Source organism: Lentzea roselyniae, assembly GCF_039537795.1.
Taxonomy (GTDB): Bacteria; Actinomycetota; Actinomycetes; order Mycobacteriales; family Pseudonocardiaceae; genus Lentzea; species Lentzea atacamensis.
The window spans coordinates 309,286-325,729 of the sequence record NZ_BAABBE010000007.1 but is presented as its reverse complement, the minus strand read 5'-3'; the positions used below and the strand labels follow the sequence as shown (position 1 = coordinate 325,729).

At 68.5% G+C, this 16,444-nt stretch carries 20 protein-coding genes and 1 pseudogene; 8 read left to right on the top strand and 13 right to left on the bottom strand.

Features of this window, described 5'->3' with window-relative positions:
• Position 1: 1 nt before the first annotated feature.
• From ABFX45_RS15565 to ABFX45_RS15550, 4 genes are read right to left on the bottom strand one after another with little or no spacing between them, the layout of a single operon-like run.
• Positions 2 to 952 (bottom strand): ABC transporter permease, encoded by a 951-nt coding sequence (locus tag ABFX45_RS15565; RefSeq protein WP_109636266.1) that lies wholly within the window; start codon positions 950 to 952, stop codon positions 2 to 4.
• Positions 949 to 1,881 (bottom strand): ABC transporter permease, encoded by a 933-nt coding sequence (locus ABFX45_RS15560; RefSeq protein WP_346130564.1) that lies wholly within the window; start codon positions 1,879 to 1,881, stop codon positions 949 to 951. Before ABFX45_RS15560 ends, ABFX45_RS15565 begins: the two co-directional genes overlap by 4 nt.
• A complete protein-coding gene (locus ABFX45_RS15555) occupies positions 1,862 to 3,352 on the bottom strand; it encodes a sugar ABC transporter ATP-binding protein (protein ID WP_346130562.1) in 1,491 nt (496 codons plus the stop codon). Before ABFX45_RS15555 ends, ABFX45_RS15560 begins: the two co-directional genes overlap by 20 nt.
• Positions 3,342 to 4,379: an ABC transporter substrate-binding protein gene (locus ABFX45_RS15550; RefSeq protein WP_109636263.1), complete on the bottom strand. Its 1,038-nt coding sequence runs from the start codon at positions 4,377 to 4,379 to the stop codon at positions 3,342 to 3,344. The genes ABFX45_RS15555 and ABFX45_RS15550 overlap by 11 nt, the downstream gene beginning before the upstream one ends.
• Before the next feature lie 121 nt (positions 4,380 to 4,500).
• On the opposite strand from ABFX45_RS15550, the gene ABFX45_RS15545 reads away from it, so the two are divergent.
• The gene (locus tag ABFX45_RS15545; RefSeq protein WP_346130559.1) at positions 4,501 to 5,490 is read left to right on the top strand and encodes a LacI family DNA-binding transcriptional regulator; all 990 of its coding nucleotides are present in this window, start codon (positions 4,501 to 4,503) and stop codon (positions 5,488 to 5,490) included.
• Between the two features lies 1 nt (position 5,491).
• Here the strand turns inward: ABFX45_RS15545 and ABFX45_RS15540 are convergent, their stop codons facing one another.
• The 4 genes from ABFX45_RS15540 to ABFX45_RS15525 all read right to left on the bottom strand — a co-directional run bounded on the left by ABFX45_RS15540 (position 5,492) and on the right by ABFX45_RS15525 (position 8,730).
• A complete protein-coding gene (locus tag ABFX45_RS15540; RefSeq protein WP_428834149.1) occupies positions 5,492 to 5,989 on the bottom strand; it encodes an O-acetyl-ADP-ribose deacetylase in 498 nt (165 codons plus the stop codon).
• 13 nt (positions 5,990 to 6,002) lie between these two features.
• Positions 6,003 to 7,268 (bottom strand): prolyl oligopeptidase family serine peptidase, encoded by a 1,266-nt coding sequence (locus ABFX45_RS15535; protein WP_346130557.1) that lies wholly within the window; start codon positions 7,266 to 7,268, stop codon positions 6,003 to 6,005.
• A gap of 11 nt (positions 7,269 to 7,279) precedes the next feature.
• On the bottom strand, positions 7,280 to 7,648 hold the full coding sequence (locus tag ABFX45_RS15530) for an STAS domain-containing protein (protein WP_109636259.1): 369 nt from the start codon (positions 7,646 to 7,648) through the stop codon (positions 7,280 to 7,282).
• A gap of 98 nt (positions 7,649 to 7,746) precedes the next feature.
• Positions 7,747 to 8,730, bottom strand: a complete 984-nt coding sequence (locus ABFX45_RS15525; RefSeq protein WP_346130555.1) for a helix-turn-helix transcriptional regulator — start codon at positions 8,728 to 8,730, stop codon at positions 7,747 to 7,749.
• On the opposite strand from ABFX45_RS15525, the pseudogene ABFX45_RS46460 reads away from it, so the two are divergent.
• Positions 8,712 to 9,185, top strand: a pseudogene (locus ABFX45_RS46460) (FAD-binding protein); the annotation flags it as partial. The gene ABFX45_RS15525 and the pseudogene ABFX45_RS46460 sit on opposite strands and share 19 nt — an antisense overlap.
• A gap of 79 nt (positions 9,186 to 9,264) precedes the next feature.
• Positions 9,265 to 9,858, top strand: a complete 594-nt coding sequence (locus ABFX45_RS15520; protein ID WP_346130553.1) for a hypothetical protein — start codon at positions 9,265 to 9,267, stop codon at positions 9,856 to 9,858.
• Between the two features lie 19 nt (positions 9,859 to 9,877).
• On the opposite strand, the gene ABFX45_RS15515 is transcribed toward ABFX45_RS15520, so the two are convergent.
• On the bottom strand, positions 9,878 to 10,732 hold the full coding sequence (locus tag ABFX45_RS15515) for an SGNH/GDSL hydrolase family protein (protein WP_170154904.1): 855 nt from the start codon (positions 10,730 to 10,732) through the stop codon (positions 9,878 to 9,880).
• A gap of 365 nt (positions 10,733 to 11,097) precedes the next feature.
• Between ABFX45_RS15515 and ABFX45_RS15510 the strand changes: the two genes are divergently transcribed.
• Entirely contained in the window at positions 11,098 to 11,901 is an 804-nt protein-coding gene (locus tag ABFX45_RS15510; protein ID WP_109636255.1) for a hypothetical protein, read from the top strand.
• A 39-nt stretch (positions 11,902 to 11,940) separates the two neighbouring features.
• Here ABFX45_RS15510 and add read toward each other — a convergent pair whose 3' ends face one another.
• Complete coding sequence (add, locus tag ABFX45_RS15505) at positions 11,941 to 12,945, bottom strand: adenosine deaminase (protein WP_346130549.1); 1,005 nt, start codon at positions 12,943 to 12,945, stop codon at positions 11,941 to 11,943.
• A 325-nt stretch (positions 12,946 to 13,270) separates the two neighbouring features.
• Between add and ABFX45_RS15500 the strand changes: the two genes are divergently transcribed.
• Together ABFX45_RS15500 and ABFX45_RS15495 are read left to right on the top strand one after the other, a co-directional pair.
• Positions 13,271 to 13,756, top strand: coding sequence for a cytochrome P450 (locus ABFX45_RS15500; protein ID WP_346130547.1), 486 nt, complete (start codon positions 13,271 to 13,273; stop codon positions 13,754 to 13,756).
• A gap of 8 nt (positions 13,757 to 13,764) precedes the next feature.
• Complete coding sequence (locus tag ABFX45_RS15495; protein WP_346130545.1) at positions 13,765 to 13,932, top strand: hypothetical protein; 168 nt, start codon at positions 13,765 to 13,767, stop codon at positions 13,930 to 13,932.
• Here the strand turns inward: ABFX45_RS15495 and ABFX45_RS15490 are convergent.
• Positions 13,922 to 14,317, bottom strand: coding sequence for a nuclear transport factor 2 family protein (locus tag ABFX45_RS15490; protein ID WP_109636483.1), 396 nt, complete (start codon positions 14,315 to 14,317; stop codon positions 13,922 to 13,924). The two genes, ABFX45_RS15495 and ABFX45_RS15490, sit on opposite strands and share 11 nt — an antisense overlap.
• A 57-nt stretch (positions 14,318 to 14,374) precedes the next feature.
• Between ABFX45_RS15490 and ABFX45_RS15485 the strand changes: the two genes are divergently transcribed.
• A complete protein-coding gene (locus ABFX45_RS15485) occupies positions 14,375 to 14,947 on the top strand; it encodes a PadR family transcriptional regulator (protein ID WP_346130542.1) in 573 nt (190 codons plus the stop codon).
• A gap of 15 nt (positions 14,948 to 14,962) precedes the next feature.
• Positions 14,963 to 15,271 (top strand): hypothetical protein, encoded by a 309-nt coding sequence (locus ABFX45_RS15480; RefSeq protein WP_051783962.1) that lies wholly within the window; start codon positions 14,963 to 14,965, stop codon positions 15,269 to 15,271.
• Here ABFX45_RS15480 and ABFX45_RS15475 read toward each other — a convergent pair.
• Both ABFX45_RS15475 and ABFX45_RS15470 read right to left on the bottom strand, forming a co-directional pair.
• Positions 15,225 to 15,872: a fibronectin type III domain-containing protein gene (locus ABFX45_RS15475; RefSeq protein WP_346130539.1), complete on the bottom strand. Its 648-nt coding sequence runs from the start codon at positions 15,870 to 15,872 to the stop codon at positions 15,225 to 15,227. The two genes, ABFX45_RS15480 and ABFX45_RS15475, sit on opposite strands and share 47 nt — an antisense overlap.
• Positions 15,873 to 15,886: 14 nt before the next feature.
• Complete coding sequence (locus ABFX45_RS15470) at positions 15,887 to 16,363, bottom strand: hypothetical protein (RefSeq protein WP_346130537.1); 477 nt, start codon at positions 16,361 to 16,363, stop codon at positions 15,887 to 15,889.
• Positions 16,364 to 16,444 lie beyond the last annotated feature (81 nt).

Sequence of the window (16,444 nt, the reverse complement as noted above, 5' to 3'; positions counted from 1 at the left end):
CCTATCTCCGGAGTATTCGTTGCAGGACGACGACGATGAGCAGGAACACACCGCTCACCACGGACTGGTAGTTGCTGTCGAGCGTGCCGATCTGGTTGATCACGTTCTGGATGACCTTGATCAGGCCCACACCGATCACGGTGCCGAGGACCGTGCCCATGCCGCCGGTCAGCAGGGTGCCGCCGATGACCACGACCGCGATGGCGTCGAGCTCGGTGCCGACACCGATGACCGTGACACCGCTTTGCAGATAGGCGGCGGTCAGGGCACCCGCGAGGCCGGCCAGCGTGCCGCTCATCGTGTAGACGAGGACCTTGGTCCTGGCGACGGGAACGCCCATCAGGATCGCGGACTGCTCGGCGCCACCGGTGGCGAACACGTTCTGGCCGAAGCCGGTGCGGTTCAGGATCGCACCACCCAGGACGCACAACGCGGCCGCGATGAAGATCGGGTAGCCGAAGCCGGCCACCGTGCCGCGGCCGAGCTCGACGAACGCGCTGTCCGGCACGACCTGGTAGGTGTTGGCGCCCTCGTCGGTGATCGCGAGGAGGAGGCCGCGGGCGAACAGCAGGGACGCCAGCGTGACGATGAACGGCGCCATGTTCGTGCGGGCGATCAGCAGGCCGTTGATCAGCCCGATGCCGCCGCACACCACGAGCGGCAGGAGCAGTGCGGTGAGGAACCCGTGCTGCGAGCCCCAGGCGGCGAGAACACCTCCCAGGGCGTAGAGGGAGCCGACGGACAGGTCGATGCCGCCGGTGATGATCACGAACGTCATGCCGAGCGCGATCACCGCGAGGAACGAGCCCTGCAGGGCGAGGTCGCGCAGGTTGTCGAGGCTGCCGAAGCGCGGGAAGGTCAGCCAGGACACCACGACCATCACGGCCAGCGCGACAGCCGCACCCTGACGTTGCAGGACCTTGGTTCTCGTTGCCGCGGTCAGGGTGGTCATCGGCGCTCCCGTGCCACGTACACGGCGGCGACGATGATCGCGGCCTGGATCATCTGAGCGATCGAGTCGGGCAGGTTGTGCTTGATCAGCGTGGCTCTGACGAGCTGCATCAGCACGACACCCATCACCGTGCCGAGCACGCGCACCTTGCCGCCGGTGAGCGGGGTTCCGCCGACGACGACCGCGGTGATCGCGGACAGTTCCATGAGCAGGCCCATGTCGGCTGGGTCGCTGGCGGCGAGCCTGGACGTCGCGAGGACTCCGGCGATCGCCGCGAGCACACCGCAGATGGCGTAGACGCCGACCAGCACCCGGTTGACCGGCAGGCCGGTCAGAGTGGCCGCCCTGCGGTTGCCGCCGACGGCGACGAGCTGGCGGCCGAACGTCGTCCTGTTGGTCAGCCCGGCGATCGTCAGCGCCAACAGGCCTGCGATCAGCACGCTGATCGGGATGCCGAGCACGTCGTCGGTGCCGAGTGCGAGGAACGCGGGGTCGTGCAGCGGCACGAGCTGGCCGTTCGCGATGACCAGTGCCAGTCCCCTGCCGCCGACCAGCAGGGCGAGGGTGGCGACGATCGGCTGGATGCCGACCCTGGCGACGAGGAAACCGTTGAACGCGCCCGCCGCCAGGCCCGCCACGAGGGCCATCAGGATCGCGGGCACCGGACCGGCACCCAGGTACAGCGGGATGATCGCGGCCGCCAGCGCCATGACCGCGCCGACGGACAGATCGACGCCTTCGGTGCCGATCACGAGCGCCATGCCGAGCGCGACGATCAGCACGGGTGCGGCCTGGACGAGCTGGGTGGTGAAGTTGCCCAGCGTCATGAAGTTGGCCGTGAACAGCGCGTTGAAGAGCAGCAGTGCCCCGACCGCGACGTAGACACCGTTGTCCTGGAGCCAGCGCGTTCTAGTGGCTGTCAGCGTCATCCATCACCTCCGCCGCGATCGCCGCGAGCACGTGCTCACGGGTGAGCTGGGCTCCCTCCAGCTCACCCGCGACCGCCCCGTCCCTGAGCACGACGAGCCGGTCCGCGCCGTCGAGCAGCTCGTCCAGCTCGGAACTGATCAGCATCACCGCCAGGCCTTCCCGCGCGAGCTCGTCGATGAGCGCCTGCACCTCCGCTTTGGCGCCGACGTCGATGCCGCGCGTGGGTTCGTCGAGCAGGAGGATCCTGGGTTCGGTGCACAGCCATCTGGCCAGCAGCACCTTCTGCTGGTTGCCGCCGGACAGCTCCGCAACCTTCTGTTCCGGGCTGGACACCTTGATGCGCAAGCGTTTGACGAACGTGTCGACGATCCGGTCCTGCTTCTTCCTGCTGATGACGCCGAACCTGCTCAGCCTCGGCAGCGCGGCCAGCACGATGTTCTCCCGCACCGACAGGTTCGGGATGATCCCCTCGGTCTTGCGGTCCTCCGCGAGCATGCTGATGCCTGCTCTGGTGGCCGCTTTGACGTTGCGCGGCACGGGTGTTCCCGCGACGAGCACCGTGCCGTCGTCGAGCGGCAGCGCGCCGATGATCGCTTTGGCGGTCTCCGTGCGTCCCGATCCGAGCAGCCCTGCCAGGCCCACGACCTCGCCCGGCCTGATCGTGACGTCGACGCCGTTGATGCGGGGTCTGCTGGTCAGGTTCCGCGCTTCCAGCACCGGCCGGGTGTCGGCGTGGTGGTCTTCACCGAACGCCGTCGTGCCGTGTTTCTGGATCTCGTTGACCGAGCGGCCGAGCATCAACGAGACCAGTTCGATGCGCGGCAGCTCCTTGAGTGGTCCACTGTGGACGTTCTTGCCGTCGCGGAGGACCGTGACGGTGTCGCAGATCCGGTAGAGCTCGTCCATCCGGTGGCTGACGTAGATGATCGCGATCCCCGCCTCGTGCAGCTTGTGCACGACCTCCAGCAGCGTCTCGACCTCGCGCGGTTCGAGTGACGACGTGGGCTCGTCCATGATCACGACGTCCGCGTCCGCCTCGACCGCCCTCGCCAGCGCGACCATCTGCTGCTCACCGACCGCGAGTGTCCCGAGCGGACTGCTCACGTCCGCGGTGATGCCGTAGCTCTTGAGCAGTTCGGCGGCCTCGGCGTCGCGGCGGGCGCGGTCGATCAGCCCGATCCGGTTGCGCGGTTCCCTGCCCAGGAACAGGTTCGCGGCCACGCTCATCAGCGGGACGAGGTTGACCTCCTGGTAGATGGTGGAGATGCGGCCGTTGCGCCGGATCCGGCCGCCGTCCGGGGTGTGGATGCCGGTCAGGACCTTGATCAGCGTGGACTTGCCGGCGCCGTTCTCGCCGACCAGCGCGTGGATCTCACCCCGGTGGAGCGTGAAGTCCACGTCGTCGAGTGCACGGACGCCGGCGAAGGTCTTGGTGACGCCGGCGACCTCGATCACCGGATCAGTAGGCATTGCCGAGCTTCTGCGCGGCGTTCGACGTGTCGTACTCGTCGTCGGAGATCACGATGCTCTGCGGGATCTCGTCACCCCTGGCGAACTTCTCCAGCGTCTCGAAAGCAAGCGGCCCGAACCGCGGGTTGGACTCGATCACCGCGGTGTAGCTGCCGTCCGCGACGAGCTGCACGGCGCTGCGCGTCCCGTCGACCGACACGATCTTGACGTCCTTGCCGGGCGTCTTGCCGGCGGCCTTGAGCGCCGTGACGGCACCGAGGCCCATCTCGTCGTTCTCGGCGTAGACGGCGGTGATGCCGGGGTTGCTCTGGATCAGCTGCTCCATCACGGCCTGCCCCTTGGACCTGTCGAACTCGGCGGTCTGCTCGGCGACCACCTGCAGGCCGGAGTTCGCGATCCCGTCCTTGAAGCCCTTGGTCCGGTCGACCGTGACGTTGTTGCCGGAGCTGCCGAGCAGGATCGCGACCTTGCCGCTGCCGCCGGTCGCCTTGATCATCTGCTGCGCGGCACGTTTGCCTTGTTCGACGAAGTCACTGCCGATGAACGTCAGGTAGTCCGTGCAGGGTTGCGAGGTCACCTTGCGGTCGATGGTGATCACCGGCACCTGCTTGGCCTTGGCGGCGTCGAACGCGGGCTGCAACCCGTCGGAGTTCAGCGGCGCCACGATCAGCAGCTTGGCCCCGCGGTCCAGCAACGACTTGATGTCGCTGATCTGCTTGTTCAGGTCGCTCTGCGCGTTCGTGACGAGCAGGTTCACGCCCTTCTTGGAGGCCTCGTCCCTGATCGACTGCGTCTCGGCGGTCCGGAACGGGTTGGCCTCCTTCTCCGACTGGGAGAAGCCGACCGTCGCACCTTTGACGTCGACCTGCGGATATCCCGTCCTGCTCCGCGTACACCCCGGACCGGCGCTCTGCTGCTGCGCGGCGGACGCGGCGGGCCCGCCGCTGGCGGCCGTCTGCGGACTCTCTCTGCTGGTACACGCGGTGACAAGCAGGGCGGTTGCGGCAATGAGCAGCATGCGAGACATCGTTGACTCCTACACGGGCTGTGCGTGGTCGCGCTCTCACCGCTAGATTTGCATCGTTGTTCCAACGATGTAAAGACCGTGACTTCCCGGTCCTTTTCCCGGTACTTCTCAGGAGGCTGCGTTGGCCACGCTCAAGGACGTCGCCCGGCTGGCGGGCGTCTCGGTGAAGACCGTCTCGAACGTGGTCAACGGCTACTCGTTCGTCAAACCCGACAACCGCCGCCGAGTCGAAGAGGCCCTCGAGGCCACCGGCTACCGCCCCAACCTGGGCGCCCGCAACCTGCGCCGAGGCCGCACCGGCTTCATCGCCCTGGTGCTCCCCGAACTCTCGATCCCGTACTTCGCGGAGCTGGCCGGCCTCGTCATCGCCGCCGCCCAGGAACACGAGTGGAACGTGCTCATCGAACAGACCTTCGGCACGCTGTCCGGCGAACGCCAGGCTCTGGCCTCACTGGGCCCGCACCTGGTGGACGCCGCGATCCTGAGCCCGGAAGCGTTGCAGGTGGAGGACTTCCAGCTGTCCGTGCCCGCCGTCCTGCTGGGCGAACACGACGTCGAGGTGCCGATCTCACGAGTGGGCATCGACAACGTGGCCGCCGCCATGACCGCCGTCCGCCACCTGATCTCGTTGGGCCGCACGCGAATCGCCGCGATCGGCGCCCACCCCCAGCGTGGCACCGCCGCCTTGCGCCTGGAGGGCTACCAGGCGGCTCTCGAGGAAGCCGGGCTGCCTTTCGTCTCGTCGCTCGTCGTTCCCGCCGTGAACTACCACCGCGCGGACGGCGCCGCCGCGATGAGGACCTTGCTGGACCTGCGAAACCCGCCTGACGCGGTGTTCTGCTTCAACGATCTGCTGGCCGTCGGCGCCATGCGGACCGCCGCCGAGCGTTTTGTGCGCGTGCCTCACGACCTCGCCATCGTGGGCTTCGACAACAACGACGAGAGCGCCTACAGCTCGCCTTCCTTGACGTCCGTCGCCCCCGACAAGGCCGCCATCGCGCGGGCAGCGGTCGACCTGCTGCGTCAGCGTGCCGACTCGCCCGACCTTGCTCTGGACGACGTGCAGACGCCGTTCTCGTTGCAGGTCCGGGAAAGCACGGTGGCCCGGTGAGCTACGGCCGCGCGTAAGCCTCGTACGCCGCCCGGTCGAACAGCACGAACCGCACCAGCTCGACCGGTGCGTCCGCCACCGCGGCCCGCGCGATCTCCGCGGCCGACTCCACCCGCCACCGGTAGATCCCCGTCGAGATCGCCGGGAACGCCACCGACTTCGCTCCGAGCTCGGCGGCGACTTTCAGCGAGTTGCGGTGGCAGTCGGCCAGCAGCTCCGACCGGTCCTCGGTGGCTGACCACACCGGGCCGACGGTGTGGACGACCCACCGCGCGGGCAGGCGCCCGGCGGTCGTGGCGACGGCCTGGCCGGTCTTGAGGCCGCCGCCGTAGTGGCCCGCCCGCAGCTTGCGGCACTCGGCGAGGATCTCCGGGCCGCCCTTGCGGTGGATCGCGCCGTCCACGCCACCGCCGCCGAGGAGGGACGAGTTGGCGGCGTTGACGATCACGTCGACGTGCTGCTCCGTGATGTCGCCCAGGACGTACTCGATGGTGGCCACGTCGTCGATTGGATCACGACAGCGGACAGGTGGCCACGTCGTTCGGCCTGGGCACCGTCGCCGACCTCGGCGGGTCAATGCCGTCCAGCCAGCCCTCCAACGCCACGAACGCGGAACGGTGGCACGGCGCGAGGGGCCTGAGCCGGTCCGGGTACGCGTCGACGAGCCCGTCAGTGTGGGTGCCCTGCTCGATCCGGTAGTACCGGTGCAGCCGATCGGGCGTCATCGCCGCGTACACGTCCGAGTCCTGGCTGATCGGCAGCAGCACGTCATAGGTCCCGTGCACCGTGAGCAGCGGCTTCTTCACCTTGCCCGTCAACGCAACGGGTGCGATCGACGGCCCGGCTATGCGACGTCGCGCGGCATACGAGTAGTCCGCGTCGCACGAAGGCGTTCCCGAGGCGCAGAACGGGATGCCGGCCTCCAGTTCGCCGTCGAAGCCCGGATCGAACTCCTCGCGGAGGATGCGTTGCGTGAGGTCCCAGTAGTAGCGGTAGTGGTAGTCCCACAGGAACTCCGTGCCCGCAGGGAAGCCTGCCGCGACCATCGCGGCGTGCGCCGAGGGGTCGCCGGCGAGGTAGGCCGGGTACGCGCGCAGCACCGGGGGCAGGAACGTCAGCGGGTTCGGGCCGGCGACCGTCCACAGTGTTCCCTCCCAGTCGACGCCGCCGTCGTAGAGGTGCGCGCGGTTCTCCAGCTGCCACCTCACCAGGTAGCCGCCGTTCGAGATGCCGGTGGCGATGGTGCGGCGTGGGGCGCGGCCGTAGCGTTGGGTGACGGCGGCGCGGGCCGCGATCGTGAGCTGGGTGAAGCGGTGGTTCCACTCCTCCATCGCGCGGCCGTCGCGGTAGAACTGGGCGCCGGTGTTGCCCTTGTCGGTGGCGGCGAAGGCGTAACCGCGGGAGAGGACCCAGTCGGAGATGGCCCGGTCGTTGGCGTACTGCTCGCGCACGCCGGGCGCGCCGGTGACGACCAGGCCGCCGTTCCAGCGGTCGGGCAGGCGGAGCACGAACTGGGAGTCGTGCCAGCCGTGGTTGGTGTTGGTGCGCGACGTGTCCGGGAAGTAGCCGTCGATCTGGATGCCCGGCACGGCCGCGGGCACGGGCAGGGCGGCGCTCGTGAGGCCCGCCCAGTCGGCAGGGTCGGTGTGGCCGGACACCGTGGTGCCGGTCGTGGTGAGGTCGGCGAGGCGGGCCAGTTGCTGATGTTCGGCGCCGGGGACCGTCACGGCGGCCGTGGGCGGGGTCAGCGCGAGTACGAGTACCAGCGGGAGCAACATAGCTGGTCAAGCTAGTGATCGTGGACTCTCGGCGACATGGTCGACTCCCACACAAGGCCCGCTTTGAAGGTGGTGAAGCCGAACAGGTCGAGCACTCGGCGCACCTGGGGCTGGGTGCGGTGCAGGTCGAACGACTTGCCGTTGTAGTGCGCGGCGCACAGCAGGAGCAGGAGGCTGCGCAGGCCGCTCGCGGACAGGAAGGTCACCTCGGCCAAGTCGATCGACACGCGGTTGACGGTGGTGTCGGTGATGCCGGGCAGCACGGCGGCGAAGAACAGGTCGCACGTCGTCACGTCCATCTCGCCGCGGCAGGTGGCCACGAAACGAGTGCCCGTGCGCTGCGTCCGCACGGCGAACGGGCTGGTCTCACAGGCGGTCATCGGGACCTCACATCGAAGAACGGAGCTCCACTTCACCGCACCGGGAGACCGAGCGATAGCACCGGAAGCGAAGGTCGCGAACCCGAAAACGAAGTGCCTCAGCCTGACCGCAGCGTCTGCGACGGCGAGACTCCGTAAGCGGCACGGTAGTGCGCGGCGAAAGCACTCGGACGGGCGTAACCCCAGCGGGCCGCGATCGTCGTCACAGAGCCGTCGCGCGCGCACAAATCGGCATGAGCGCACGAGATTCGCACGCGTCGGAGGTACGCCATCGGCGTTGTGTCGAGGTGGCGGCGGAACGCGAGTTGTGTCGCACGGATGGACACGCGTGCCGCACGGGCGATGTCGGCGGCGGTGATGTCCCGAGCGGCGTTGTCCTCGATGAACGCGATGGCGCGCCGCAAGGCCCGAGGGTGCGCATCACGACGATCGGCAGCCGTCGTACCAGCGAAGGTGGTGTTCGGGAAAGTGGCCAGTGTCGTGGCCACCAGCAGACGTGCCGCGTTCGCCACGACCAGCGAGTTGCCTTCGAACACCGGCAACAGTTCGTTCTCCAGATGTTCGCACGTCGACCGCCACGCGGCGGCAGCGTGAGGCGAGACAGGCCGGAAACCGTCGAAGCGGACGTTCTCTGCGACCTCGTCGACGGCGGCCTGGCTGAACACGACCATCGACGCCTGCGGATCTTCCGCCCCTGCCGTGTAGGGGCGGTCGGGAAGAGCGGTCAAAAACGCGTCACCGGCCGAGTAGAACCGGTCCCCGTCGCCCGAGTTGTACCAGGTCCGGCCGGAAGCCAGATACCCGAACAGGTAGGTGCCCATCGGCTCGCTGTCGACTTCGAGACCGAGGTGACCGCCGAGCTGGTCGAACCGGACGGACCCGACCGTCCTGCTGGCCATCCTCAGCGTGGATCGCTGTTCACCCGCGCTGAGCCGCATCCGGCCATATGCCGCGCTCAGCAACTCGTGCGCCGCGTCCAAGTCCATCGCCTCGACGACTTGTTCCACGGCAGCAGGATGCTCGCCCGCACCGGCGGTGTCCATCACCAGGACGGCCCCTTCCTCTGGCACCGTGGTCCGCATGCCGCTGCACACCGACGAGGCCACGTTGCGCTGGGCCGCCCAGGACTACGGCGACCTGGTCCACCACCGCCCGGGCCGCGGTCCTGCGCACCACCGACATCACCGAGATCAGCGCGCTGCTGCGAGAGAACGTCCTGGTGGTACCGCGCGGCGCCGGCCACTCCCTGGGCGGCCAGGCCCAGGCACCGGACGGCGTGGTGGTCGACATGACCGCACTCCACACCGTCCACGAGGTCCGTCCCGACCGGGTGATCGTCGACGCGGGCGCGAAGTGGAGCGACGTGCTGCGCGCGACCCTCCCCCTGGGCCTGACCCCACCTGTGCTCACCGACTACCTCGAACTCACCGTCGGCGGCACCCTGTCCGTCGGCGGGCTCGGCGGCGCCAGCCACCACCACGGGGCCCAGACCGACAACGTGCTCGCGCTCGACGTCCTGAGGCCGTCCGGTGAGCTCGTCACCTGTGGGCACACCGATGGGGCGCTGGCCGGGGAAGGGGCGTCACGGGATCGTCGTCAGGGCGACCCTGCGGCTCGTGCCGGCGCCCGAAACCGTGCAGTGGCACAAGCTTCGCTACAAATCGGCCTCGGAACTCGTCGCCGACCAGCGCGTCCTCGTCCAGGCAGGTTCGTTCGACTACGTGGAGGGGCAGCTCAAGATTCGCAACGGGCGCCGGGTCGCCGAGCTGGAGGCGGTCAGTTACCGGGGTGCGAGCCTTGACGGGCTGGAGTTCGAGGACGCTGACACGCGGATCACGAGCTACTGGGACTTCGTGAACCGGCTCGCGGTCGGTGAGCCGCTGCTCAGGGAGGCGGGGCTCTGGGACTCGCCGCATCCGTGGTGCAACCTGCTGGTGCCTGATCACGCTGTTGAAGAGGTGTTGCAGCACTTGGAGTGCGAAGGTCCGGAGTTGTACAGCGACTTCGGGCTGGTGCTCGCCTATCCGCTGCGGTCGGAGCTGATCCGCGCGGTGGAGCTTCCGGAGGGCGAGGTCGTCTTCCTCGTGGCGGCGCTCAGGTATGCGCGCGGGGACGATCCCACCGCGGTCAACGCCATGCAGGAGGCCAACGACGTGCTCACGGAACTGGCGCTGCGGGTGGGCGGAACGCTCTACCTCGCTCCCCTGTAGAGCGTTCCGCCGCGCGAACTCAGACCCGGACCAGCGTGGCCAGCGCGGCCTGCCCCTGCTGGTTCGGGTGGAACACCGCCTCCGGCCCCTCCTGCCCCGGCGCCAACGCGTCGAAGCCCCGCAGGTACGGCGTACCGGCCTCGCACAACGCGTGGCCCTCGAACCTCTCCGGGTACGCGAACGGGCTGGCGAAGGTGACGCGGGCCGCCCTGGCGGCGGACCTCAGCGTGGCGTCCAGACCGTCGGCCACCTTGTTGCCCTCACGGCGTTCCGCGGTGGTGAGGATGCCCTCGCCGCAGATCGGGTCGAGAGTGGCGCCGGGAGGGTTGTCCGAAGTGGACACCTGGCGGCCGTAGCCCACGAGGATGACGCGGGCGTACGGGCTGCGCTTGTGGATCTCGGTCAGCAGCGCGGTGACGTTGCGGCCCATCTGGGGCAGCTTGGCCAGGATCGCCTCGGTCGGGGCGCCGGTGCAGTCGGCCTGGACGCACATGCCGCCGTAGGCCGCGTAGTCGATGTCGTTGGTGCCCACGGTGAGCAGCACCAGGTTGGTGTCGCGGCGCAGTGCGTCGAGCTGGGCCGGGCGGTCCTTGAACGGGCGGGCCAGGTCGGCGGTGGCGGCGCCGCTGCAGCTGACGTTCGCGAACGAGCTGAGCCTGCCCTGGGCGCGCAGGCGGGCCGCCACCAGTTCGCCGTAGGAGTTGTTGCTGCGCCAGCAGTTGCCGGCGGTTCCGTCCTGATAGGAGCCGGCTCCGGTGCCGGAGGCGTAGGAGTCGCCGAGCACCACGAGGGAAGCCGGGCGGGCGGCGTTCGCGGCGGGCGCGAGGCCGAGGGCCGTCAGGACCGCGGTGAGGACGACGATGGTTCGTTTCACTGAACCCCCAAAGTTGATGTTGTGCCAACACCATTCTGCCGCAAACGAAAGCGGGATGAGACGGCTTCGCGAAGGAGGTGCCCGAACCCCGATGACAAAACGTCCTACGGGTGGCACGATCCGCCGGACAGTTCGTCTCCAGGGGGATCATTGAGATCATCTGGCAGACCCTGGCGTGGCGCCGGGGCACTCGTCGTCGCCCTCACCGCGAGCCTCGCGGTGGTTCCCGGCACCGCGCACGCCAAGCAGCAACTCAGCTGGGCCGACCTGAGCCCGGCGGAGTGGGTCACGACCGACTCCAAGCGGCCGTCCGAGCCGATCACCACGGGTGACGGTCGCTGTACGTCAACCAGCTCCGGCCATGGGTGGAGACCGATCCGTGGGACGGGCTCGTCGGGCAGAAGCGCACGATCACCGTGACTCCCAACAGGGACGGTGTGGTGTCCTATGTGTACAAGATCGGTGAGGACCCGGAGAAGCAGCTGCCCGCCACCGCGGACGGATCGCTGACCTTCGAGTACACGCCGACGACGGTGGGCTACCACGACGTCCTGGTGGCGAGCCTCGACGCGGCCGGTGTCCGCTCCGGCTGGGGAGACAGCACCGTTGCCGCCGAGGCTCCGGCACCGGACGTGACGAGCAGCGACTACAAGTACGAACCGGGCGGCGCTCCTGGCCAGACCGGCACGTTCACGTTCTCGTCGCCGCGCATCCCCGTCGTGTCGTACAAGTACAGGTTCAACGACGAGCAGTGGCAGACCACCACGGGCACGCAGGTCCAGTGGGCTCCCAAGAGGCCGGGCTACCACTACCTGTACGTGCGCGGCGTGACCGCGGAGGGTGTGGAGACCGACGAGCGGTCCTACATGTTCCAGGTGAAGCCGTTGCCGCCCACCGTGACCAGCCCGCAGTACCCGGACGGTGGCCCGATCTCCGCGCGGCCGGGTCAGCCGATCGAGTTCGTGGTGACGCCGGCGCTGCCCGGTTCGCACGAGGTCCTGTGGTACATCGCGTTCAACACGCCGCAGGTCGTGCCGGTCGGTGCGGACGGCAAGGCGCGGTTCACCTGCACCTCCGGTGGGTCGTTCGAGCTGACCGTGTCGAGCAGGACGCCGGACGGCATCGTGTCCGGTGACGTGCGGCGCACCTGCCAGGTGCCGCAGCAGTGAGTGAGGTGGCCCGCCGGCGACGACCGGCGGGCCACCTGCTCAGACTGCGGCCAGCACCGCGGAGATCTCCTCCAGCAACGAGGTCTTGCGCCTGCTCGGCAGGAACGAGGCCAGCACTGCGTTCTCGGCCAGCCGCGCGACCTCCGCGTGGCCGAGTTCCAACGCCGAAGCCACGGCCAGGTACTCGCCTTCCAGCGTGGCGCCGAAGAACGGCGGGTCGTCGGTGTTCACCGTGACGACCACCCCTGCCTCCAGCATCTGACGCACCGGGTGCGCTTCGATCGACGTCACCTGGCGGGTGCGAACGTTCGAGGTCGGGCAGACCTCCAGCGCAATCCCCTTCCGCGCAAGGTGTTCGACCAGCGCCGGGTCCTCCACGCAGCTCGTGCCGTGCCCGATCCGCTCGGCCTTCAGGTCCCGCAACGCCGACCAGATCGTCGCCGGTCCGCTGGTCTCCCCCGCGTGCGGCACGCTGTGCAGGCCCGCATCCCTTGCGGCGTCGAAGAAAGGCGCGAACTGGGCGCGGCCGATGCCTGCCTCCGGGCCGCCGAGACCGAAGGAGACCAGGCCCTCCGGCCGCTCGGCCAGCGCGAACGCCAGCGTCTCCCGCGCGGCGTGAACGCCCTTCTCACCCGGGATGTCGAAGCACCAGGCCAGCTCCACGCCCAGCTCCGCCGCCACCGCACGACCGGACGCGAGCCCGGCCAGCACGTCATCTCCGGAAACGCCGTCCAGCAGGTGGTTGTACGGCGTCACGGTCACCTCGGCGTACCGGACGTTCTGCCGCGCCAGGTCCCTGGCCAGGCCGACGACGAGCGCGTGGACGTCGTGGCGGTCCTTCAGCATCGACTGCACCGCCCAGTAGACCTTCAGGAAGTGGTCGAAGTCCCGGAACGTGTAGAAGCGCTCCAGCTCGTCGCGGTCGGCCGGCACGCCGGCCTCGGGGTGGCGGCGGGCGAGCTCCAGAACGGTGTCGACGCCGGCCGAGCCGACGAGGTGGACGTGCAGCTCCACTTTCGGCAGTGCGTGGATGAACGAGCGCATGGCAAAGCTCCCTGAGCGAGAAAGGTGAAGGGTGTCGGGACGAGCGCGGGGCGACTCAGGGAGCGAGGTCGCCTCGTTCGGTGTCGGCGCCGTAGAGCGGCAGCTTGAAGTCCGGCACGATCTTCAACGTAGCAGCTGATGTGGTGGGCCCGCTTACGCCATTTGCACCCATGACCGATCAGCAAGATCAATGGCAAGAGCCGCTCAAAAGGGCAAACTTTTCGAATCAGCTGCGATGTTCGCGGAACGCGTCGCGGTTCAGTTCTTTCCCAGTTCCCCCGGCTTAGAAGTCGCGCATCCCGCCATTTCACCGAAGAGGATCGCGATGACCTCGAAGCCGGACGCCGCCCTCGACGCCATGAGACCGGTTCTGCCCGCCGAGCTCATGGACCGCGCGAGCACGTTCGACCCGGCACCACGACTCGCCCGCCTGAGCGAAGCCGGGCCGATCCACCGCATCGAACACCACGACGAGCCGCTCTGGCTGGTCACGAGCCAGGACGCCGCCCGCAGGCTGCTGTCCGGGCTCGCGCCAACGAGCGACCTGTCCGACGACGAGATGGTCGGGCCGGCGAACCTGTTGCTGATCGCCGGCCACGAGACGACGACGAACATGCTGGGACTGGGCGTGCTCGCGTTGCTGGATCACCCGGAGCAGCTCGGCGAGCTGCGCGAGGATCCCGACGGCCTGATGGAGACCGCGGTCGAGGAGATGCTGCGGTATCTGTCCATTGTCGACACCGGGATCGTGCGCTATGCGTTGGAGGACGTGCGAATCGGCGACGTGACGATCTACGAGGCGACACGGTGATGTGCTCGGTGATCGCCACCAACCGCGATCCCGCCGAGTGCGAGCAGCCGGAGGAGTTCCGCATCGACCGGCCGCGCGGCAGGCACCTGTCGTTCGGCCACGGCGTGCACCGCGGCACGTCAGCGTGTACGAGGCCGCCGCGTGACGTCGGAGGAGGTGGCCGCGCTAGGCGTTGAACGCTTCCAGCGCCTCGGCCTTGATCTGGTCGAACTGCGCGGCCATCGCCTCCGACAACGCCTGGGCGGCGGAGAGCGGCCGCACCATCACGGTGAACTCGTCGATCAGCCCGTCCTCGTCGAGGTGGAGGAAGTCGCAGCCCTGGATCTCCTTGCCGCCCACCTCGGCGCGGAACACCAGCGCGTGGTTGGAACCGTCGATGATCTCGCGCTCGTAGCGGAAGTTCTCGAACACGCGCATCACGCCGCGCAGGATCGCGGCGGTCAGCGGCTTGCCGGGGTACGGAGAGAAGGCGACAGGGCTCGTGAACACCACGTCGTCCGCGAGGCAGGCCGCCATCGCGTCGGTGTCCCGTGCTTCCACTGCTTTCCGGAATGCGTTCACGTCGACGCCCCACATACTCAACTTGTTGACTAGGTTGCCCGACCGTAACCTGCTCGTATGTCGCTGCGCAACGCCGTGATGGCCGCCCTGCTCGACGGGGAGGCGTCCGGCTACGACCTGGCCAAGGCGTTCGACGCCTCCGTGGCCAACTTCTGGATGTGCACGCCCCAGCAGCTCTACCGCGAGCTGGATCGGATGGAGGCCGACGACCTCATCCGGGCCCGGACCGTCGAACAGGAACGCCGGCCGAACAAACGCCTGTTCTCGCTCACGGACAAGGGCCGGCGAGCGCTCGAGGCGTTCACCGCGGAACCGCACAGGCCCACCGCGATCCGCGACGAGTTGATGGTCGCGGTCATGGCGGCGGATGCCGGTGACGTCGAGAGGGTCAAGGCGTCACTCGTGGAACGCAGGCAGTGGGCCGAGGCGAAAATCGCGCGGTACGAACGCCTGAAGGCCAAACTGCTCGACGGCCGCACCGAGGAGGAGTTCCTGACCACCGCCGAACGTGTCGGACCGTACTTGACCTTGTTGCGCGGCTTGTCGTTCGAGCGGGACAACGCGCGGTGGTGTGCGCGCTGCCTCACGGTCCTGGAGCGGCGTGGTGCGCGGCTCGACGCGTCCACGTGAGGTTGAATCAGGTTCATGAACGGCATTTCGGTGTTGCAGGAGGCTCTCAGCGCACCCGCGGAAGAGGCGCGCAACCGGTTCGCGGGGCGGCTCAACGGATATCTCGACGGATCCGACGTCGTGCACGCCGTGCGGCTGCAGGGGTGGCTCGGGCTGGAGGTGCCCGGCCCGGGTTGCCACGTCGGCACGGGCAGCTGGGACTTCACCCGCTTCAAGCCCACGACCTCCCCGGTCTCGTGCGGGCGGTGCCGCAGTGCGGGACTGCTCACCAGCTCGTTCACAGGTGGCCCACATCAGCAAACCCTCGACCTGGAAGGGATCTGACGGCGGGCACGACCACCGAGTACCAGGGTGTGCAGGTGGAGCGGCCGAGGAACCGCTTCTGGCACGCCTCGACGGAGAAGCCGTAGGTGCGGTGGGGCTCGGCGTCACGCACGGTGTAGCGGCGGGCCGCGACCTCGACGCCCTTGCGCGGCCGGCTTCGTTCCTCCCACCACTGGACGTTGAACGCGTCGGCATCCGGATAGCTCCACACGACCGTGAGCGTGTCTTCGGTGCGTTCTACTGCCACCACACACGGCCGGTCCGTCATCGGACAGTCGCCGATCTTGCTCACCGGTTCGTAGCGGTGGCCGATGATCGCTCTCGTCGACCCGCTGCCGTGGGCGATGTGGCCGCGTTCGAAGTTCAGGAACCAGGTCTGAGCGTCCGGGTGCGGGAAGTCGATCGGAGCACCCAGATCCTTCAGCTGCGCGTGCCACGCACGGCCCATGTCATCTGGACTCACCAACGTGCCGAGGCCAGGTATCGCGTAGACGTGGTCGCACACGGTCCGATCGCCGATCGGTGTGTGGCGGAAGCCGGTGATGTCAACAGCCGTGTCAGCCAACGGGCACTCTGCGACGTCCTCCGTGTAGTTGAGCACGTCCTGATCGACGGTTACGGCCGGACACGGCACCCGCAGCTGCGACTCGACCACCGCGCCCGAACGATCAGCGTGATCAGAACACCAGCGGCAGCAACGAACGCAATCGCTTGCACGGCCATCCACGCGCGTAAACGCCGTGGTGGTGCCCCGGTCTGCACGACCAGCCTGCGCGCGCACCGCGTCTGCCACCACGCCGACGCCGCCAGCACCGGCAGGACCGTCAACAACGAGTAGTGCGCCATCACGCTCTCATCCTTGCCGTCAAGCGCAACAACGAGCACGGACGCACACCCCAGCACGGCCACAGCACCGAGCATCAGCACCCTCGTGAGGCGCCACCACCACGGCGCGGCGAGCACCTGATGCGACCACTCGCGGGCCACGACCATCACATCCGGCGCCGCCTGCTGCTTCAGCGCCGCGCGGTGGGCCCGGAAGCCGAGCTGCCACCACGCGACCTGCGCGCCGACGATCTGGCTCTGTCGCATGGCCGCGGGGAAGCGCTTCGGGCGGCCGTTCGTCCACTTTTGTTCCGTTGTAAGGAACTCTTCTTTCCGAACAGCCCGAAT

Coding starts and splice junctions, on each gene's coding strand:
- ABFX45_RS15535 (WP_346130557.1), bottom strand. CDS start 7,268: ATGTTGCTCCCGCTGGTACTCGTACTCGCGCTGACCCCGCCCACGGCC.
- ABFX45_RS15525 (WP_346130555.1), bottom strand. CDS start 8,730: ATGCGGACCACGGTGCCAGAGGAAGGGGCCGTCCTGGTGATGGACACC.
- ABFX45_RS15530 (WP_109636259.1), bottom strand. CDS start 7,648: ATGACCGCCTGTGAGACCAGCCCGTTCGCCGTGCGGACGCAGCGCACG.
- ABFX45_RS15485 (WP_346130542.1), top strand. CDS start 14,375: ATGTCGCTGCGCAACGCCGTGATGGCCGCCCTGCTCGACGGGGAGGCG.
- ABFX45_RS15565 (WP_109636266.1), bottom strand. CDS start 952: ATGACCACCCTGACCGCGGCAACGAGAACCAAGGTCCTGCAACGTCAG.
- ABFX45_RS15470 (WP_346130537.1), bottom strand. CDS start 16,363: ATGCGACAGAGCCAGATCGTCGGCGCGCAGGTCGCGTGGTGGCAGCTC.
- ABFX45_RS15550 (WP_109636263.1), bottom strand. CDS start 4,379: ATGTCTCGCATGCTGCTCATTGCCGCAACCGCCCTGCTTGTCACCGCG.
- add (WP_346130549.1), bottom strand. CDS start 12,945: ATGCGCTCGTTCATCCACGCACTGCCGAAAGTGGAGCTGCACGTCCAC.
- ABFX45_RS15500 (WP_346130547.1), top strand. CDS start 13,271: ATGACCTCGAAGCCGGACGCCGCCCTCGACGCCATGAGACCGGTTCTG.
- ABFX45_RS15555 (WP_346130562.1), bottom strand. CDS start 3,352: ATGCCTACTGATCCGGTGATCGAGGTCGCCGGCGTCACCAAGACCTTC.
- ABFX45_RS15480 (WP_051783962.1), top strand. CDS start 14,963: ATGAACGGCATTTCGGTGTTGCAGGAGGCTCTCAGCGCACCCGCGGAA.
- ABFX45_RS15560 (WP_346130564.1), bottom strand. CDS start 1,881: ATGACGCTGACAGCCACTAGAACGCGCTGGCTCCAGGACAACGGTGTC.